This is a genomic window from Microbacterium aoyamense (genome assembly GCF_023155855.1).
Lineage (GTDB): Bacteria > Actinomycetota > Actinomycetes > Actinomycetales > Microbacteriaceae > Microbacterium > Microbacterium aoyamense.
This window is the reverse complement of record NZ_JAKNUT010000001.1, coordinates 203,208-219,363: the sequence shown is the minus strand read 5'-3', so window position 1 is coordinate 219,363 and position 16,156 is coordinate 203,208. Positions and strand designations below refer to the sequence as shown.

Genomic DNA, 16,156 nt, shown 5'->3' with positions numbered 1-16,156 from the left:
GAAAGCAGGAGCAGTCAAGTAATGAAGTTCACCGACGGGTTCTGGCAGCTGCGTCCCGGCGTCACGGCGCTGTATGCGCAAGAGGCCTACGACATCTGGCAGACGGATGCCACGGCCGACGGCCCCGGCATCGTCATCACCGCCCCGACCACGGTGATCCGGGGGCGCGGCGACACGCTCAATCGACCCGTGTTGACGACCACGCTCTCGTCGCCCGCGGAAGGGGTCATCCGGGTCCGCATCGCGCACCACGAGGGCGGGACGTGGCATGGCGGGTTCGAACTGCCCGGTGCCGCCGCGGGCGGCGCGGGTGCGGCATCCATCGTCGACGCCCACGGAGTCCTCGAGACCGGCCCCCTCACCGCGCGCATCGCACCCGGGGCACCGTGGAGCCTGTCGTTCGAGGTCGAGGGCCGACGAGTGACGGGCAGCGGGCACCGCGCGCAGGGCTATCTGCAGCTGACCGACGACGCACAGGTCGATCCGGGCGTCGTCGGCAACGCGCGCGCCGGCACGGCGGCACCCAGGCCGCACACGTTCGTGCACGAGCAGCTCGACCTCGGTGTCGGCGAGCTCGTCTACGGGCTGGGCGAGCGGTTCGGCCCGCTCGTGAAGAACGGCCAGACCGTCGACATCTGGAACGCGGACGGCGGAACCTCGAGCGAGCAGGCGTACAAGAGCGTGCCGTTCCACCTCTCCAACCGCGGGTACGGCGTGCTCGTCAACGACCCCGGCCACGTCTCGTACGAGATCGGCTCCGAGGCGGTCGAGCGCGTGCAGTTCTCGGTGCCGGGCGAAGTGCTGGAGTACTTCGTCTTCGCGGGCCCTGCCCCGAAGGACGTCCTCGCGCGATACACCGCTCTCCTCGGTCGCCCGCCGGTCGTGCCGGCGTGGTCGTACGGGCTCTGGCTGTCGACGTCGTTCACAACGGACTACGACGAGGCGACGGTGACCTCGTTCATCGACGAGATGGCCGCACGTGAACTGCCGGTGTCGGTGTTCCACTTCGACTGCTTCTGGATGCGCGAGTTCAACTGGTGCGACTTCGAGTGGGATCCCCGCACGTTCCCCGACCCCGAGGGCATGCTCGCGCGCCTGCACGAGAAGGACCTCCGGGTGAGCGTCTGGATCAACCCCTACATCGGGCAGCGCTCGCCGCTCTTCCGCGAGGCCGCCGATCAGGGGTTCCTCGTGACCCGACCCGACGGCTCGGTCTGGCAGTGGGATCTGTGGCAGGCGGGCATGGGACTCGTGGACTTCACGAACCCGGATGCCACCGCCTGGTACCAGGGTCACCTGCGCCGACTCATCGCGCAGGGCGTCGACTGCTTCAAGACGGACTTCGGCGAGCGGATCCCCCTCGAGGTGGACTACTTCGACGGCTCGGACCCCTCGCGCATGCACAACCTCTACGCCCAGCTGTACAACCGTGCCGTGCACGACGTCCTCGTCGCGGAACGGGGAGAAGGGGATGCCGTGCTGTTCGCGCGTTCCGCCACCGCGGGCGGGCAGACGATGCCGGTGCACTGGGGCGGCGACTCGACTTCGACCCTCGTGTCGATGGCCGAGACGCTGCGCGGCGGACTCTCGCTCGCGCTCAGCGGTTTCGCGTTCTGGAGCCACGACATCGGCGGATTCGAGGGGACGCCGGATGCCGGGGTTTTCAAGCGCTGGACGGCCTTCGGCCTGCTGGGTTCGCACTCCCGATTCCACGGGTCGCAGTCGTACCGCGTGCCGTGGGTCTTCGACGACGAGGCCGTCGACGTCACGCGGACGTTCACGCACCTCAAGATGAGGCTCATGCCGTACCTGTACCAGGTCGGTCTGGAGGCGGCATCCACAGGGGCTCCGCTCATGCGCCCCATGGTGCTCGAGTTCCCCGACGACCCTGCGGCGGCGTATCTCGACCGGCAGTACATGCTGGGCTCGGAGCTCCTCGTGGCGCCCGTGTTCACCGAGTCGGGAGAGGTCGAGTTCTACCTTCCCGCCGGACACTGGACCTCGCTCCTGACCGGCGAGACGGTCGAGGGCGGGCGATGGCTGCGCGAGACGCACGGGTACGACTCTCTGCCGCTCTACGCGCGGCCGGGCGCCGTCATCCCGTGGGGTGCACGGGTGGACCGGCCCGACTACGACTACCTCGACGGGCTGTCGCTGCGCGTCTTCCCGGGTGGCGAGGGTTCGCGGGATGTCGTCGTGACGACGCCCTCGGGCGCGTCGCGGACCTTCGGCGTCGACCTGGCCGAGGTCACCCGTTGACGACGGAGGTTCAGCGAACACACGGGTTGCGCGCTCCGGGGTGATGCCCGGCGGGTTTAGCCTGTGGGGGTGACTCAGCTTCGCTTCACGCACGAACCGGATGCCTCGCGCTACACCCTCCACAAGGGTGACGACCTCGTGAGTGCCCTGGACTACCGCGATGACGGCCGCACCCTCGCCATGACCCGCGCGTACACGGTGCCGACCTTCCGTGGCCACGGGTACGCCGGCGTGCTGGTGGAGAAGGCGGTCGCCGAGCTCGAGGCGCGGGGAGATCGGCAGATCATCCCGGTCTGCTGGTACGTCGCCGATTGGTTCGCCGCGCATCCGGACCGTTCGGGGATCATGCAGCGACGATCGGCGTAGCCGTGCACATGGAGGACGTCTTCACCTACATCGCGGTGGGGTTCGAGGCGATCGGCGCTCTCGCGATGATCATCGGGTTCGCGATCGCGGTCGTCCTCGGCATCCGCTCCCTCCGCAGGCACGAAGGAGGGATGGCGGCCTTCCAAGTGCTCCGCACGACCCTCGGATCGGCCATCCTGCTCGGCCTCGAGGTGCTCGTCGCGGCCGATCTGATCCGGACGATCACGTCGAAGCCGTCGCTCGAGGACGCCGCGATCCTCGGGCTCATCGTGCTGATCCGGACGATCCTGTCGATGTCGATCCAGATCGAGATCGAAGGCACGCTGCCGTGGCGCCGCGCACTGTTCACGAGCGGCGGCCAGATGCTCGGCGAAGCCGTCGCGCGCGATAGGGCGAAGGGCCGTTCAGCCGAATAGGTCTGCGGCATCCCCTTGTCAACCCGTCGCGCGGTGGTCGCAGACGGGTGATGCTGAAACGGACGAGAGGAGTCCGCCATGGACCGCGATCTTGCCGAGGGCGTCATCGACGCCGACCCGCCCGGAGGCTGGGAGGCCGTCGACGACGGCGAGGCATCGGAGCAGAACGCGGATGCCGCGGGTTCGCCCGACCTCGTGGAGCAGCCCGACGAGGTCCTGCGACCGGATGATCCGGTCGAGGGCGAGATCGCGCGCCAAGCCGCCGACCCTGATCTGAGCGGCGACCGAGGAGAGGAGCCCTGATGAGCACGACAGGCAACGCGAACGAAGGCGTCGACCACCACGGGCAGGACGGCGGGAGCGACGCGCTGACCGCCGGCGAGGCGCAGCGCGAGATGGCGGGGCAGGCGGAGCAGGATCGCCCGGCGATGTCCCAGAACAATGCGTCCGACATGGACAAGATCGCGGGCGTGGTGGCGCAGACCCGCGTCGACGTCGGAGGCAAGGATCACGAGAGCATCGTGCACGTCCTGCGTCAGCGGCTCGAGCAGGCGGGCGTGCCGCTCACGGGAACGGATGTCGACGAGCTGGCGCGGCAGGTGCGCGGAGCCTAGGTCTCCGCGACGAACCGCAGGATCGCCGCGGCGGCGGGCGCGGCATCCCGGATCATCGTCTCGTGTCCGTGACCTTCGATCTCGACGAGCCGCGCATCGGGGATGAGGTCGGTGACGCGGTCGCACCATGCGCGCGGCGCCACCAGGTCGTGCTCGCCGCGCAGCACGAGCGCGGGGACCCGGACGCGAGGGTACGCGTCTTCGGGGCGGTGCACGAGCATCGCTCGGAACTTCGCCCGGAGCCGAGGTCCGGCTCGTACGTACTCGCGGGCGCCCCGCATGATCACGGTGGGGCTCTCGACAGCGATGTCCGCCAGCAGTCGCCCGATCTGGCCACGCGCCGTGCGTGCCGCGGGATCGACCGTCGGCGCGACGAGCACGACGCGACGGACGAGTGATGGATGGCGTGCCGCGACTTCCGTCACCACCTGCGTGCCCATCGAATGACCGACGAGCACGACGGGTTCGTCGACGCTCGCGCGCAGGTACGCCGCGACGAGATCCGCCGTGCGCTCCATCGTGAGGGTGCGCACGGGCTCAGGTGCCTCGCCGTAGCCGGGCATATCGATCGCGATCGTGCGCGCTCCCCGTCGCAGGTCTTCGACGAGTTCGGTGAAGACGGTGCGACCCATGCCGATGCCGTGGATCATGACGTAGACCGGGGCCCCGCGCCGTGCGATTCGGCCACGAGCGTGGCGCCGGCGTAGGCGAACTCGCGGACTCCCATCCTGCGAGCCTAAGGTGCGCCCTCTGCTCAGCCACGGGCGACTGCCGTGCAGAGGACGAACCCGGCCGTTCGCGTCCTCCCCCGGGCAGTGGCCCTTGGCCGAGCAGAGGGGCCCGGGTCGATCGCTGTACGCGAACCCGCCGCGGGCCTTCCGGGGGATGTCGGAGGCCGCGCATACCGTGAAGTCATGCGCATCCTGCACACCTCCGACTGGCACATCGGGCGGTCGTTCCACGGCCACTCCACGCTGGATGCGCTGCGCGGTGTGCTCGAGGTGCTGACGCAGCAGGTCCGCGATCACGACATCGACGTCGTGATCGTCGCGGGTGATGTCTTCGACTCCGCGGCTCCCGCATCCGCCTGCTACACACTGCTCACGGATGCGCTCCGCGACCTGTCCGACGCGGGCGCGCAGATCATCGTCACGAGCGGCAACCACGACTCCGCGGCGCGTCTCGGCTTCCAGTCGGCGCTGCTGCGCGACGGCATCCACGTCGTCACGGATCCGCTCACCGTCGGTACACCGATCACGATCGCCGATGCCCACGGGCCCGTGCACTTCTATGGCGTACCGTTCCTCGAGCCCGCGCTCGTGCGGCATCTGTGGCCCGCGGTCCCGTTGCGTTCGCAGCGTGAGACGCTCGCGCACGCCATGCGGCTCGTGAACGACGACCTGACCGAGCGCGGCGGCCGGTCGGTCGCGATCGCGCATTGCTTCGCCGCGGGGGTCGATGCCACGCCCGGTGTCGAGCGCGAGATCCGGCAGGGCTCGCTCGACGTCGTTCCGCTGTCGACGTTCGACGGGCCCGACTACATCGCGCTGGGCCACATCCACAGCCGGCAGACGCTGTCCGACCGCGTGCGCTACGCGGGTGCGCCGCTCCACTACAGCTTCGGTGAAGGGGATAAGCGGCGCGGTTCCTGGCTCATCGAGCTGGATGCCGCGGGCCTCGCGTCCGTCGAGTGGCTGGACCTGCCCGTGCCGCGCCGGCTGCAGACCCTTCGGGGCACGCTCGACGAGCTGCTCACTTCCGCGGACTTCGCCGATGCCGAGCAGTCGTGGGTCTGCGCGCAGTACACCGATGCGACTCCGCAGCCCGATCCGATGCGGCGGCTCCTGACGCGGTTCCCGCATTGCGCGACCGTCGTGCACGCGCCCGAAGGGGTGCGAGACGCCGACGGCCTGACCTACGCGGGGCGCGTGCGTGCCGCGCGGTCCGATGCCGAGCTGATCGACGCATTCCTCGTGCACGTGCGAGAGGGCGAAGGGGCGTCCGAGCGAGAGCTCGAGCTCATCCGCGACGTCATCGACGAGCGGTCGCTCGCCGAGGTCTCGGCGTGAGGCTGCATCGGCTCGAGCTCGAGGGGTTCGGGCCGTTCCGCGAGCGGCAGACCATCGACTTCGACGCGTTCGCCGACGACGGGATCTTCCTCATCGCAGGTCGCACGGGTGCAGGCAAGTCGAGCGTGCTCGACGGCGTCTGCTTCGCGCTGTACGGCGGCGCCCCGCGCTACGACGGCGCCGAGAAGCGTCTGCGCAGCGATCACTGCGCGCCGGAAGACCCCACATCCGTCATCGTGGAGTTCACCGCCGGTGGCCGCCGGTGGCGGGTCACGCGCTCGCCCGAGTACGAACGTCCGAAGCAGCGGGGAACCGGACTCACGACCGAGCCGCACCGCGCGCAGCTCGACGAGCGTGTCGACGGGGCCTGGATCGGACGAGCCGCCCGCCCGGTCGACGTGGCACGCGAGCTCGACGAGATCCTCGGGCTCTCGCAGCAGCAGTTCCTGCAGGTCATCCTGCTCGCGCAGAACCGGTTCGCCGAGTTCCTGCTCGCCAAGAACGACGACCGGCAGCGCTTGCTGCGACGGCTCTTCGGCACGCGCACGTACGAGGATTACCAGGCAGCTTTCGATCAGCGTCGCAAGGACTCCGAACGCGCACTGTCCTCTGCCGGTGAGGGCGTGCAGCTCCTGCTCGGCGAGGCGGAGCGTGTGCTCTCGAACGACCTCGATGCCGATGAGCTCATCGCCGCCGGTGCGGTGCCCGACCGCATCGCCGCGGCGGCGGTGGGTGTGCAGCGCGCCGACTATCGTGTCGGAGCGCTGACGCTCGACCGTGACGCCGCGGACGCGGCGCACCGAGATGCCGAGATCGCGCTCGCCGAAGCACGAGCACTGCGCACGCGCCAGGAGCAACGCGATCGCTCGCGTCTCGCGCTCGCGGCGCTCGAGGAGCGCGCGCCGGCGGTCGCCGCACAGCGCTCGACGCTCGAGCGCGCGCTCGCCGCGGAGGCGCTGCGCGCACCGCTCGAGGCCGCGCACACCGCGACCGTCGACGACGAGCGCGCGCTGAGCAGGCGAGACACCGCGCGCAATGCGTGGGTGCTCGCGTCACCCGAGAGCGCCGACGTCGATGCCGAGGGTCTCGCTCGCCTCGTCGAGGAGCTCACGGGCCGTCTCGCTGTCTGGGCGCTCGCGGTCGAAAGCGAAGACGCGCTCGCGCTCGCCGAAGCGGCGATCACCCGCGATCGCGATGCGGTCGCGCGCCTCGAGGAATCCCTCACGACGATGGATGCCGCGCGAGCGCTCGTTCCGGCACGTCTGCGCGATCTCGGCGACGAACTCGAGACGCTGGGCTCGACCGAGGTGCGACTGCAGGCGGCGATCGCCGCGCTCGCGACGCTCGACACCCGGCGCGAGGCGGCCCGTGAAGCGTCCCGTCTCGGCGATGCTCTCACCGCCGCCGAGTCCGCATACCTCGATGCGTCGGTGCTCCTCGACCGTGACCGTGCGGAGGTGACGGCGCTGCTGCAGCGCCGCCTGGCGGGTCACGCCGCAGAGCTCGCCGGCGGACTCGTGGACGACGAGCCGTGCGTCGTCTGCGGATCGCTCGTGCACCCGCATCCGGCTCCCGCCTCCGAGGACCCCGTCACGGACGACGAGATCCAGCGCGCCGAGGCCGCGCGGGATCGCGCCGCATCCGCAGAGAAGGCCGCCGCCGATGCAGCGCGCACCGCGCGTGCCGCGCACGCCGACGCCGCCGCGCGTGCGGGCGGCGAGAGCGTCGAGGCGCTCGATCTCGCGCACGCCGACGCCACCCGCGCGGCGGCGACCGCGCGCGACGATGACGCGCGCCGGACGACCCTCTCCCTCGAGCGTGAGCGACTCATCGAGACGGATGCCGCATCCGCCCTCGAACGCGATGCGCTCGTCACCGAGCTCGCTCTCGCGCGCGACGCCTTCGTCGCCGCCGAGGCCGCGGCGGCACTCGACCGGGCTGCCGTCGCGGCGGCGAGGGGTGACTTCGACTCCGTGCGGGAGCGGATCCGCGACGCCGAGGAGCGCCGTTCGCTCGCTACGGCGCTCCTCGACGCCGACGCCGCGGCGCGCGCCGCACGCGCGGCCCTGGAGCGCGTGCGTTCCGACGTGGAGGCACGGATCGCGGCATCCGTCTTCTCATCCTCCGACGAGGCGACCACGGGTCTTCGCGACGCCGCCGCGCGCGCCGTGCTCGACGCCGAGATCCGCGAGCACGATGTCGCCATCCGGGCGGAGCGTGATCGGCTGCGCGATCTCGAGCTCGCACTCGCGGGCGAGCCCGAGGAGTTGGTCGATCTCGCCGCCGCATCCGTCCGGCAGACGCAGGCGCGTGAGCGATGGAGCGCTGCCGTCGATGCGGTCGCCGCAGCGAGTCAGACCGCCACACGTCTGCGTGACCTCGTCCAACGGGCGAGCGACGCGCACGCCGCGATCGACGGGGCCGCCGCCGACCACGCCGTCATCGTGCGTCTCGCCGATACGTTGGCCGGTCGCGCGCCCAACACGCATCGCATGACGCTGGAGTCGTTCGTCCTCGCCGCCGAGCTCGAAGAGATCGTCGCGGCGGCGAACGTGCGTCTCGACGACATGTCTGCGGGACGCTACCGGCTGCTGCACAGCGATGCGCGCGCGGTGCGCAACGCGGCATCCGGTCTCGGGCTCGAGGTCATGGACGCGCACACCGGGTTGCCGCGCTCTCCGCACTCGCTCTCGGGTGGCGAGACCTTCCTCGCCTCGCTCGCGCTCGCGCTCGGTCTCGCCGAGGTCGTCACGTCTCGGGCGGGCGGCGTGCGCCTCGACACGCTCTTCGTCGACGAGGGCTTCGGCGCCCTCGACGACGACACGCTCGAACTCGCGATGCGCACGCTCGACGAGCTCCGCAAGGGCGGACGCACGGTCGGCCTCATCAGTCACGTGGCTGCGATGAAGGAGCAGCTCCCTGCGCAGCTCATCGTCGAGGCGACGGCGCACGGGCCGAGCGTGATCCGGCAGGACGCGGCACTCGCAGTCTGATCCCGCCGCACGGCCTCTTGTCGAGGTGGATGCACGGGTGTATCTTTTCGCCAGATCGGCCGTGGGGGCCGGTAGCCCGACTCGCCGGTACCCGTCCGGCCGCGGTTCGCCGCGCCCTTCCCGCCACTCGCCGGCGCTGAGTCGCCGGTATCCCGTCGTACACACCGTCGTGAACCGATCGGAGCCGTTCGTGCACTTCTTCTCCCGGGGACGCCGCGTCCTCGCCACCGCGGCAGCGGCCGCCGTCCTCATCTCAGCCAGCCTCTTCAGCGCCGGGGCGGCTTCGGCCGCACCGCCCCCACCCGCTCGGATGGCGGCGCTCGGCGACTCGATCACCCAGGCGGCGATGTCGTGCAGCAGCCTGATCAGCTGTCCGACCAACAGCTGGTCGACGGGCTCGACGGCCTCGGTCAACTCGCACTCCGCGCGCTTGCGGGCAGCGGGCGCGGCATCCCTCGTCGTCTACAACAACGCGGTCTCGGGTGCCGCATCGAGCGCGCTCCCCGGGCAGGCGCAGAAGGCCGTCGCGCAGGGCGCGCAGTACGTGACGATCGAGATCGGGGCCAACGACGCCTGCACCAAGACCGCCGGGGCCATGACCCCGGCGGCGACCTTCCGAGCGAACGTGCAGTCGGCGCTCACGACGCTCGCCGCGAGCCCGGCATCGCCGGAGATCTTCGTCGCCAGCATCCCGAGCCTCCAGCGCATGTACGACCTCAACAAGTCGAGCGTGTCGGCACGGCTGGTCTGGGGGCTGTTGAAGATCTGCCAGTCGATGCTCGAGAAGCCGACCAGCACCTCGGCAGCGGACGTGCAGCGCCGCGCCGCCGTGCAGCAGCGGGTCAACGAGTACAACCAGGCGCTCGCCGCGGCGTGCGCGTCGGTCGCGAAGTGCCGGTATGACGGCGGAGCCGTAGCGAACTACGCCTTCTCGAAGGCCGACATCTCGACGAGGGACTACTTCCACCCGTCTCTCAGCGGGCAGGCGACACTCGCCGCCGTCACGTGGGCGCGGACCCAGTGGGCGTCCTGAGCGTGTGAACGACAGTGGCGCGGCATCCGTCTCGGGATGCCGCGCCACTGACGTTCCGCGGACTACTCGACCAGGTGCGCCTGGGCGGCGCCGAGGATGACGTCGTAGAAGCGGATCGCCTGGTCTTCGGTGAAGAGGTCGGCGCCCGACATCGAGCTCACGAAGGTGTCGCGGGCGGTGTCGCCGGCGAGCAGGAAGCTCTGACCCGTCGATACGAGCGATTCATCCGTGAAGATCTGGCTGAGGAGTTCCTCGGTGACCGAGGGGTCGACCTCCTGCATGATGGCGACGAGCTCGGGGCGCACCTGGGCGAGGTACGCAGCCTCGTCGTACGCGCCCGCCGCGACGTCGTCGCCCGTCTCGGTCTCAGTCTCGGTCTCAGGTTCGACCGGGGCTTCGGACTCGACGATCGTCGAGTCCGGGAGCGAGTCGATGCTCGTTCCCGCGGCTGCGAGACCGATGATCGCGAGCGCCCAGACGAGGGCGACGATCCAGAGGACGCCGCCGACCACCGACACGATGATCGCCGCGATGCCGAGACCCTTGCCGCCGTGCTTCTTGCCGGCGAGGGCGATGATGCCCACGATCAGCGCGCCGAGCAGCAGCGCACCGCCGATGAGCACGAGCACCAGCGAGACCCACAGGAGCGGGATGAAGGCGACGAGCACGAGGACGAACCCGAGGATGCCGGCGCCGAGCGCGATCCACGCGAGGGTCTTGGAGCGGGTGTCGGTCGCCTTCGGCGCGGGCGCTCCGTACGCCGGCTGGACGCCCGCGTACGCCTGCGTCGCCTGCTCCGCGTACGGCGGAAGCGGCGGGGCGACCGGCTGACCGTAGACCTCCGTCGGCTGAACGTCGGGATCGACCGGCGCGTAGGCCTCGGTCGGTTGGGCGCTCGGGTCGACCGGCGCGTGCGCATCGGTGGGCTGCGCGTCGGGGGTCGACGCGGTCGGATCGGTGGGGTTGGACATGTGTTCCTTGCGTCTGCTGTGTGAGGGGGACGTTCTAGGCTAGTTGCATGACGAAGAACTCCGTGTGGACCATCCTCGGCGTCATCGTCGCCATCGTGATCGCGTGGGTTCTCGTCAACGCGCTGTTCTCGCTGCTGTGGTTCATCGGCAAGCTCGTGGTCGTGGCGGTCGTCGCCGTCCTGGTGTTCCTGGCGCTGCGCGGCCTGTTCGCGCGCAGCGGCGACGAGTCCTGACGCTCAGACGCCGTATTCGGCGCGCACGACGTCGCGCAGCTGAGCACTGCAGGCGGCGACCGTTGTGCGCCAGTCTGTGATCGCGTCACCCTCGGCGCGGTCCGAGACCGACTTGAGGACGCGGATCGGGATGCCGAACTGCTGCGCGACCCACACGTACGCGTACGTCTCCATGTCGACGAGTCCCGCGCCGAGCGGGCGGATGACCTGCACCGCCTCGGAGTCGTCGACGAAGTGATCGCCTGTCGCGATCGTGACTCCCTCGCGGCCGAGCTCGACACGCGGCGGGAGCGACACGTGCTGTCCCACGACGCCGTCGATGTCGGTCACGTCGTGCTGGATCGCGGCATCCACGTCGTAGACGATCGCGTCGAGTCGTCGGTCGATCGCCCCCGCAGTGCCGACGACGAGGATCTCGTCGTACTCCGCCGCGTCCAGCGCCCGCGTCAGCGCGTAGGTCGCCTGCAGCTTGCCGGGCCCCGTCACGAGGCGGTCGAACCCGGGAAGGGTCTCGGGGAAGGCGACGAGTTCGGCATCGAGGGCAGCGACGAGAAGTTTCACGTACCCATTGTCCCAGGTCGCCCCTCCGTCCTGATCGCGGTCGGCGATAGCCTGGGCGCGTGACCACACCCGCGCCGAAGACCGAAGCCATTCCGCTGTCGTCGGGCGCACGGTGGCGCGCGTTCTGGGTGTGCGTCGCGGTCGCGGCGATCACGATCCTCGACCTCACGAAGGTCAACGTCGCCCTGCCGTCGATCGGGCACGTGCTCGACGCCGACTCGACGCAGCTGCAGCTCATCGTCTCGGGCTTCGTGCTCACGTTCGGTCTCGTGCTCGTACCCGCCGGCCGCCTCGGCGACCAGCGCTCGCGACGGATGCTGTTCGTCGTCGGTCTCTCGCTCTACACGCTCACGAGCATCGCGTGCGCGCTCGCCCCCACCGCCGAGATCCTGCTGATCGCGCGGCTCTTCCAGGGGGTCGCGGCCGGCATCCAGATGCCGCAGGTCCTCGGCATGGCGCAGGAGCTCTTCCAGGGCGCCGAGCGCGGCCGAGCGTTCGGGCTCTTCGGCGCGACGATCGGCGTCGCGACGGCCTTCGGCCCCACGCTGGGCGGGCTGCTGATCGCGATCGGCGGTGAGACCGACGGTTGGCGCCTGATCTTCTGGATGAACGTGCCGCTGTGCCTCATCGCGATCGCCCTCGTGCTGTGGATGCTGCCCAAGACGCGCACGCGCTCACCGAGGCCCGTGCAGCTCGATCCGTTCGGGCTCCTGCTGTTCGCGGCATCCGTCGTCGCCCTCATGTGGCCGTTCCTGTTCACGACCGGCGCGCCGACCGACAACCCCGCGCGCTGGTGGCTGCTCGTCGCGTTCGCACTGTTCGTCTCGGCCTTCATCGCGTGGGAGCGGCGGTACCAGAGCCGCGGCAAGAGCCCGCTCATCCCGCTCAAGCTCTTCCGGATCGGGTCGTACCGCAACGGAACGCTGCTGCAGACGGCCTACTTCACGGCGGCACCCGCGATGTTCCTGCTCGGCACGCTCTTCCTGCAGCAGGGCCTCGGCCTCGCGCCCGTCTATGCGGGCATGGTCTCGATCGGCTTCGCGCTCGCGAGCGCCGTGACATCGGTCATCGGCGGCAACATGGTCGGCCGCTTCGGTCGGATCGTGGTCGTGTGGGGTCTCGGGGCGATGCTCGCGTGCGTGGGAGGTCTCGTCGCCGCGGCGCTCTACACCGACCCCGCGTGGACGCCGTGGGTCATGGCCGCCATCATGGTGGTCGGCGGTGCGGGCGGCGGTCTCGTGATCGCTCCGAACCAGACGCTCACGCTCGCCGACGTGCCCGTCAAGCAGGGTGGTGTGGCGGGCTCGGTCGGACAGCTCGGTCAGCGCATCGGCACCGCCGTCGGCACCGCGGTCGGACTGTCGCTCTTCTACGCGGCGATCTATCGCGAGACGGGCGCGGCGTCGGACATCGTCGTGTACCACGACGCCTACGCCTACGGCATGATCGCGGTCGGCCTCTTCCTCGGGCTCGCGTTCATCGTCGCGATCGTCGACCTCACGGCCCGCCGCAAGGGCCGCGACGACTGACCGCGGCATCCCCTCCCGCCGTCCCGCGCACCGGTAACCGGATCGCGCCGAGAGAACTCGATATTCGCGAGAGAACACCCTGTGCGCGCGAACAGAGGGTCATCTCGTGAATATCGAGTTGTCTCGACGACGGTCGAGGTGTGCGAGGACGATGCGCAGGGGCCGGGCGCGACGGGGATGCCCGGACGACCGCGGTCCGTGACGGATCAGCCCCGCAATGCGATCGGCTGCACGAGGATGCGGCGGCGATCGCGCACCCAGCGCGCCCGTGAGATGCGGAACTCGGCCCGCGTCGAGAACCGATAGCGGTACGACACGACGCGAACGAAGCGCGGTCGCTCGCCGTCGAACGGGTCTCGCGCGAGCAGGCGCAGGGTCGAAGCATCCGCCTGCAGCAGTCGCACGAGGAACGCGGTGAACCACTCCTCGAGCGAGCGCCCCAGGGGCAGGAACCACATGAGCCAGTCCAGCCGCAGGTGGTACGGAGCGAACCACCGCGGGATGCGTCGCACGTCGCCCGGCTTGCCCTTGAAGGCGTATTCGCGCCAGTCCGCGGCATCCGGATCCTCGTCCTGCGTGCCCTCGACGACGTACTCGATGCGCTCCTTCGTGACGGTGCCGAACGCGCCGTACGCGTTCGCAAGCTGCCAGCGATTGAAGCTCGCGTTCATGAGCTGCCGCCGCGCCGCGAGATTGCGCGCGGCGGGCCAGCTGATCACCGCATAACCCACCGCGACGAGCGCCGTGATCACGAGCCAGTACACGGGCACGTCGGAACCGGCACCGGACGGCCACGAGACCGCCGAGAACGCGAGCACGATCGTCGCCCAGTTGAGCCAGGCGAAGTTGCCGGTGACGACCAGCCACATCTGGGTCGCGATGACGATGGATGCCGCGACCGTGCCGATGAGCGCGGGCCACGCGGCATCCACCCAGAGTCCCAGGACCGGCGCGAAGAGGAACCACGGCACGACGAGCTGCGCGAAGTGATTGCCGAGCACTTCGCCCTGATGGAACCAGCGGGGGAGCAGGTGCGCCTGCCGGCTCAACGGCCCCGGCATGGGCTGGGTCTCGTGGTGGTACGTGAGCGCCGTGAGGTCGCGCCACTCGCGGCCGCCGCGGATCTTGATGAGCCCCGCGCCGAACTCGAGCCGGAAGACGATCCACCAGAACAGCACGATCACGGCGGTCGCGGGCGGCTGGTCGTTCGATCCGAGGAACGCGGCGAGGAACCCGGCTTCGAGCAGGAGCATCTCCCAGCCGAAGCCGTAGAAGGTCTGTCCGATGCTCGTGATCGACATGTACCCGACCCACAGGGCGAGGAAGCACAGCATCGGCACCCACGGCGGCCCGAGTTGCGGCAGACCCGCGACCAGTGTCGCGGCGATCCCGATACCCAGGACGCACAGGGCGACCAGTCGCCGATCGGTGTAGCGGATCCACCGGAAGATCGTGGGGTTGAGCAGCCGCTTGCGCGGCCGCGCCCACTCCAGCAGGTCCGGGGCAGGGAGCAGACCGCGCTCGCCGAGGAGCGGACGGAACTGATTCAGCGTCGAGACGAAGGCGACGACGTAGAGCGCGGCGATCCCCCGCTGCAGCACCTGCCGGGCGAACTCGAAGTCGACCGCCGCGAAGCCGTCCATCGTCTATCCCGGGAAGAGATCCTCGAGGGATGCCGGGGCTCCGGCATCCCGCAGCACCTGTCGTACCGCGAGCCAGCCCGCCATCCCCGTCACGCCGGGGCCCGGCGGCGTCGAAGCAGACGCGAGGTAGACGCCGTCCATCGGTGTGCGCCACGGGGTGAGCGAGACGACCGGGCGGCGGAACGCCTGACCCATGGTGAAGGCGCCGCCGAGGATGTCTCCGCCGATGTCGCTGGGGTTGTAGGCCTCGCGCTCGGCCGCGCTCATCGCGTGCGAAGCGAGGATGCGGTCGCGGAACCCCGGGGCGAAGCGCTCGACCTGCCGGGTGACGAGCTCGGTCGGGTCGAGCGTCGAGCCCGCCGGCACGTGGATGTACGCCCACAGCACGGCCTTGCCCTCGGGCGCGCGGGAGGCGTCGAGCACCGACGGCTGCACGGACAGGACGTACGGTCGCTCGCTCACGCGGCCCGCCGCGACGGCGTTCTCGCTCGCGGCGACCTCTGCCGCCGTGCCGCCGAGGTGCACGGTCGGCACGTGGGCGAGATCGGCGTGAGCCCACGGGATCGGGCCGTCGAGGGCGAAGTCGACCTTCGCGGCCGCGGGTCCGTAGCGATAACGGGCGATCGCGCGCGCGTACGAGGGCGGAACGGAGGGATGCGTGAGCGCGAGCCGCGGCGACGTGTCCAGCAGTAAGACGTCGCCGCGCGTGGGATCGCCCGCGTCGAAGCCGTCGAGCGTGTCGACGCGGACGCCCGTCTCGATCGTGCCGCCATGCGCCTCGAGGTCGGCGGCGAGCTCATCCGCGATCCGCTGCGCGCCACCGCGCGGATACGCCCAGCCGTCGCCCGCATGCCCGTGCGCGGCGAGGAAGACGCCGGACGCCGCGGCGCCGGGAGACGGCAACGGGGCGTTCGCGTGCGCGAGCACTCCGGCGAGGAGCGCTCGCGCCTCGGGCGTCGAGAAGGTGAGTCGATCGAGCGCCGTGCCGGTCTGCAGGACGCGAGCACCGAACCGGGCGACGGCGACGGGATGCCGCGGCAGGCGAAGCAGCTGATCGCTCGTGTACTCGAGGATGTCGTCCAGGTGCCGCGCCAGGGGACGCACGAGCGCACGCCACGCGTCGCCGTCGCGGCCGAGCCCGGCTGCCGTGCGATCGAGATCGCGCCACGCGATGGCGGCGCGTCCGCCGTCGAGCGGCTGGCCGTACGAGGCATCCGGAACCACCCAGTCGATCCGCGCGCGCAGCCCGAAGGCCCGGAAGAACGGCGAGCTCAGCGCGGCCGGATGCACCGCCGAGCACACGTCGTGGCGGAATCCCGGCAGCGTGAGCTCGGCCGTGCGCACGCCGCCGCCGACGGTGGTGGATGCCTCGACCACCCGCACGGCGTAGCCCGCGCGTGCGAGCGCGACGGCGGCGGCGAGCCCGTTGGGACCGCTGCCGATGACCGTCGCGCGTGGCGCCATGTCCT

General features: G+C 70.6%; 15 protein-coding genes. 10 read left to right on the top strand and 5 right to left on the bottom strand.

What is annotated here, in order from left to right; all coding sequences use genetic code 11:
- Positions 1-21 precede the first annotated feature (21 nt).
- From yicI to MA876_RS01390, 5 genes are all read left to right on the top strand, one after another.
- Positions 22-2,259 carry an alpha-xylosidase gene (gene yicI / locus MA876_RS01410; protein ID WP_248145348.1) on the top strand — a complete coding sequence of 746 codons (2,238 nt, stop codon included), beginning with the start codon at positions 22-24 and terminating at the stop codon, positions 2,257-2,259.
- Between the two features lie 69 nt (positions 2,260-2,328).
- Positions 2,329-2,625 carry a GNAT family N-acetyltransferase gene (locus MA876_RS01405; protein WP_248145346.1) on the top strand — a complete coding sequence of 99 codons (297 nt, stop codon included), beginning with the start codon at positions 2,329-2,331 and terminating at the stop codon, positions 2,623-2,625.
- 8 nt (positions 2,626-2,633) lie between these two features.
- Positions 2,634-3,041 carry a DUF1622 domain-containing protein gene (locus MA876_RS01400; protein WP_248145344.1) on the top strand — a complete coding sequence of 136 codons (408 nt, stop codon included), beginning with the start codon at positions 2,634-2,636 and terminating at the stop codon, positions 3,039-3,041.
- A gap of 78 nt (positions 3,042-3,119) precedes the next feature.
- A complete protein-coding gene (locus MA876_RS01395; RefSeq protein ID WP_248145342.1) occupies positions 3,120-3,344 on the top strand; it encodes a hypothetical protein in 225 nt (74 codons plus the stop codon).
- Positions 3,344-3,655, top strand: a complete 312-nt coding sequence (locus MA876_RS01390) for a hypothetical protein (protein ID WP_248145341.1) — start codon at positions 3,344-3,346, stop codon at positions 3,653-3,655. The genes MA876_RS01395 and MA876_RS01390 overlap by 1 nt, the downstream gene beginning before the upstream one ends.
- Here the strand turns inward: MA876_RS01390 and MA876_RS01385 are convergent.
- Complete coding sequence (locus MA876_RS01385) at positions 3,652-4,305, bottom strand: alpha/beta fold hydrolase (protein WP_248145340.1); 654 nt, start codon at positions 4,303-4,305, stop codon at positions 3,652-3,654. The two genes, MA876_RS01390 and MA876_RS01385, sit on opposite strands and share 4 nt — an antisense overlap.
- 264 nt (positions 4,306-4,569) lie before the next feature.
- Between MA876_RS01385 and MA876_RS01380 the strand changes: the two genes are divergently transcribed.
- From MA876_RS01380 to MA876_RS01370, 3 genes are all read left to right on the top strand, one after another.
- The gene (locus MA876_RS01380; protein ID WP_248145339.1) at positions 4,570-5,724 is read left to right on the top strand and encodes an exonuclease SbcCD subunit D; all 1,155 of its coding nucleotides are present in this window, start codon (positions 4,570-4,572) and stop codon (positions 5,722-5,724) included.
- Positions 5,721-8,717 (top strand): AAA family ATPase, encoded by a 2,997-nt coding sequence (locus MA876_RS01375; RefSeq protein ID WP_248145338.1) that lies wholly within the window; start codon positions 5,721-5,723, stop codon positions 8,715-8,717. The genes MA876_RS01380 and MA876_RS01375 overlap by 4 nt, the downstream gene beginning before the upstream one ends.
- Positions 8,718-8,907: 190 nt before the next feature.
- The gene (locus MA876_RS01370; RefSeq protein ID WP_248145337.1) at positions 8,908-9,750 is read left to right on the top strand and encodes an SGNH/GDSL hydrolase family protein; all 843 of its coding nucleotides are present in this window, start codon (positions 8,908-8,910) and stop codon (positions 9,748-9,750) included.
- A gap of 62 nt (positions 9,751-9,812) precedes the next feature.
- Here the strand turns inward: MA876_RS01370 and MA876_RS01365 are convergent, their stop codons facing one another.
- Entirely contained in the window at positions 9,813-10,721 is a 909-nt protein-coding gene (locus MA876_RS01365; protein ID WP_248145336.1) for a hypothetical protein, read from the bottom strand.
- Between the two features lie 47 nt (positions 10,722-10,768).
- Here MA876_RS01365 and MA876_RS01360 point away from each other — a divergent pair, with 47 nt between their 5' ends.
- Positions 10,769-10,954, top strand: a complete 186-nt coding sequence (locus MA876_RS01360) for a hypothetical protein (RefSeq protein WP_248145332.1) — start codon at positions 10,769-10,771, stop codon at positions 10,952-10,954.
- Between the two features lie 3 nt (positions 10,955-10,957).
- Here MA876_RS01360 and MA876_RS01355 read toward each other — a convergent pair whose 3' ends face one another.
- Positions 10,958-11,515 (bottom strand): phosphorylase family protein, encoded by a 558-nt coding sequence (locus MA876_RS01355; protein ID WP_248145331.1) that lies wholly within the window; start codon positions 11,513-11,515, stop codon positions 10,958-10,960.
- 59 nt (positions 11,516-11,574) lie between these two features.
- Here MA876_RS01355 and MA876_RS01350 point away from each other — a divergent pair, with 59 nt between their 5' ends.
- On the top strand, positions 11,575-13,044 hold the full coding sequence (locus MA876_RS01350; RefSeq protein WP_248145329.1) for an MFS transporter: 1,470 nt from the start codon (positions 11,575-11,577) through the stop codon (positions 13,042-13,044).
- Between the two features lie 206 nt (positions 13,045-13,250).
- Here MA876_RS01350 and MA876_RS01345 read toward each other — a convergent pair whose 3' ends face one another.
- Positions 13,251-14,687, bottom strand: a complete 1,437-nt coding sequence (locus tag MA876_RS01345; protein WP_248145326.1) for a lipase maturation factor family protein — start codon at positions 14,685-14,687, stop codon at positions 13,251-13,253.
- Positions 14,688-14,690: 3 nt separating this feature from the next.
- A complete protein-coding gene (locus MA876_RS01340; protein WP_248145322.1) occupies positions 14,691-16,151 on the bottom strand; it encodes a phytoene desaturase family protein in 1,461 nt (486 codons plus the stop codon).
- Between the last annotated feature and the right edge of the window lie 5 nt (positions 16,152-16,156).

Bases quoted from the DNA above. Each gene is read 5' to 3' on its own strand.
- yicI (WP_248145348.1), top strand. From the start codon at position 22: ATGAAGTTCACCGACGGGTTCTGGCAGCTGCGTCCCGGCGTCACGGCG.
- MA876_RS01400 (WP_248145344.1), top strand. From the start codon at position 2,634: ATGGAGGACGTCTTCACCTACATCGCGGTGGGGTTCGAGGCGATCGGC.
- MA876_RS01395 (WP_248145342.1), top strand. From the start codon at position 3,120: ATGGACCGCGATCTTGCCGAGGGCGTCATCGACGCCGACCCGCCCGGA.
- MA876_RS01390 (WP_248145341.1), top strand. From the start codon at position 3,344: ATGAGCACGACAGGCAACGCGAACGAAGGCGTCGACCACCACGGGCAG.
- MA876_RS01385 (WP_248145340.1), bottom strand. From the start codon at position 4,305: ATGATCCACGGCATCGGCATGGGTCGCACCGTCTTCACCGAACTCGTC.
- MA876_RS01380 (WP_248145339.1), top strand. From the start codon at position 4,570: ATGCGCATCCTGCACACCTCCGACTGGCACATCGGGCGGTCGTTCCAC.
- MA876_RS01365 (WP_248145336.1), bottom strand. From the start codon at position 10,721: ATGTCCAACCCCACCGATCCGACCGCGTCGACCCCCGACGCGCAGCCC.
- MA876_RS01360 (WP_248145332.1), top strand. From the start codon at position 10,769: ATGACGAAGAACTCCGTGTGGACCATCCTCGGCGTCATCGTCGCCATC.
- MA876_RS01345 (WP_248145326.1), bottom strand. From the start codon at position 14,687: ATGGACGGCTTCGCGGCGGTCGACTTCGAGTTCGCCCGGCAGGTGCTG.
- MA876_RS01340 (WP_248145322.1), bottom strand. From the start codon at position 16,151: ATGGCGCCACGCGCGACGGTCATCGGCAGCGGTCCCAACGGGCTCGCC.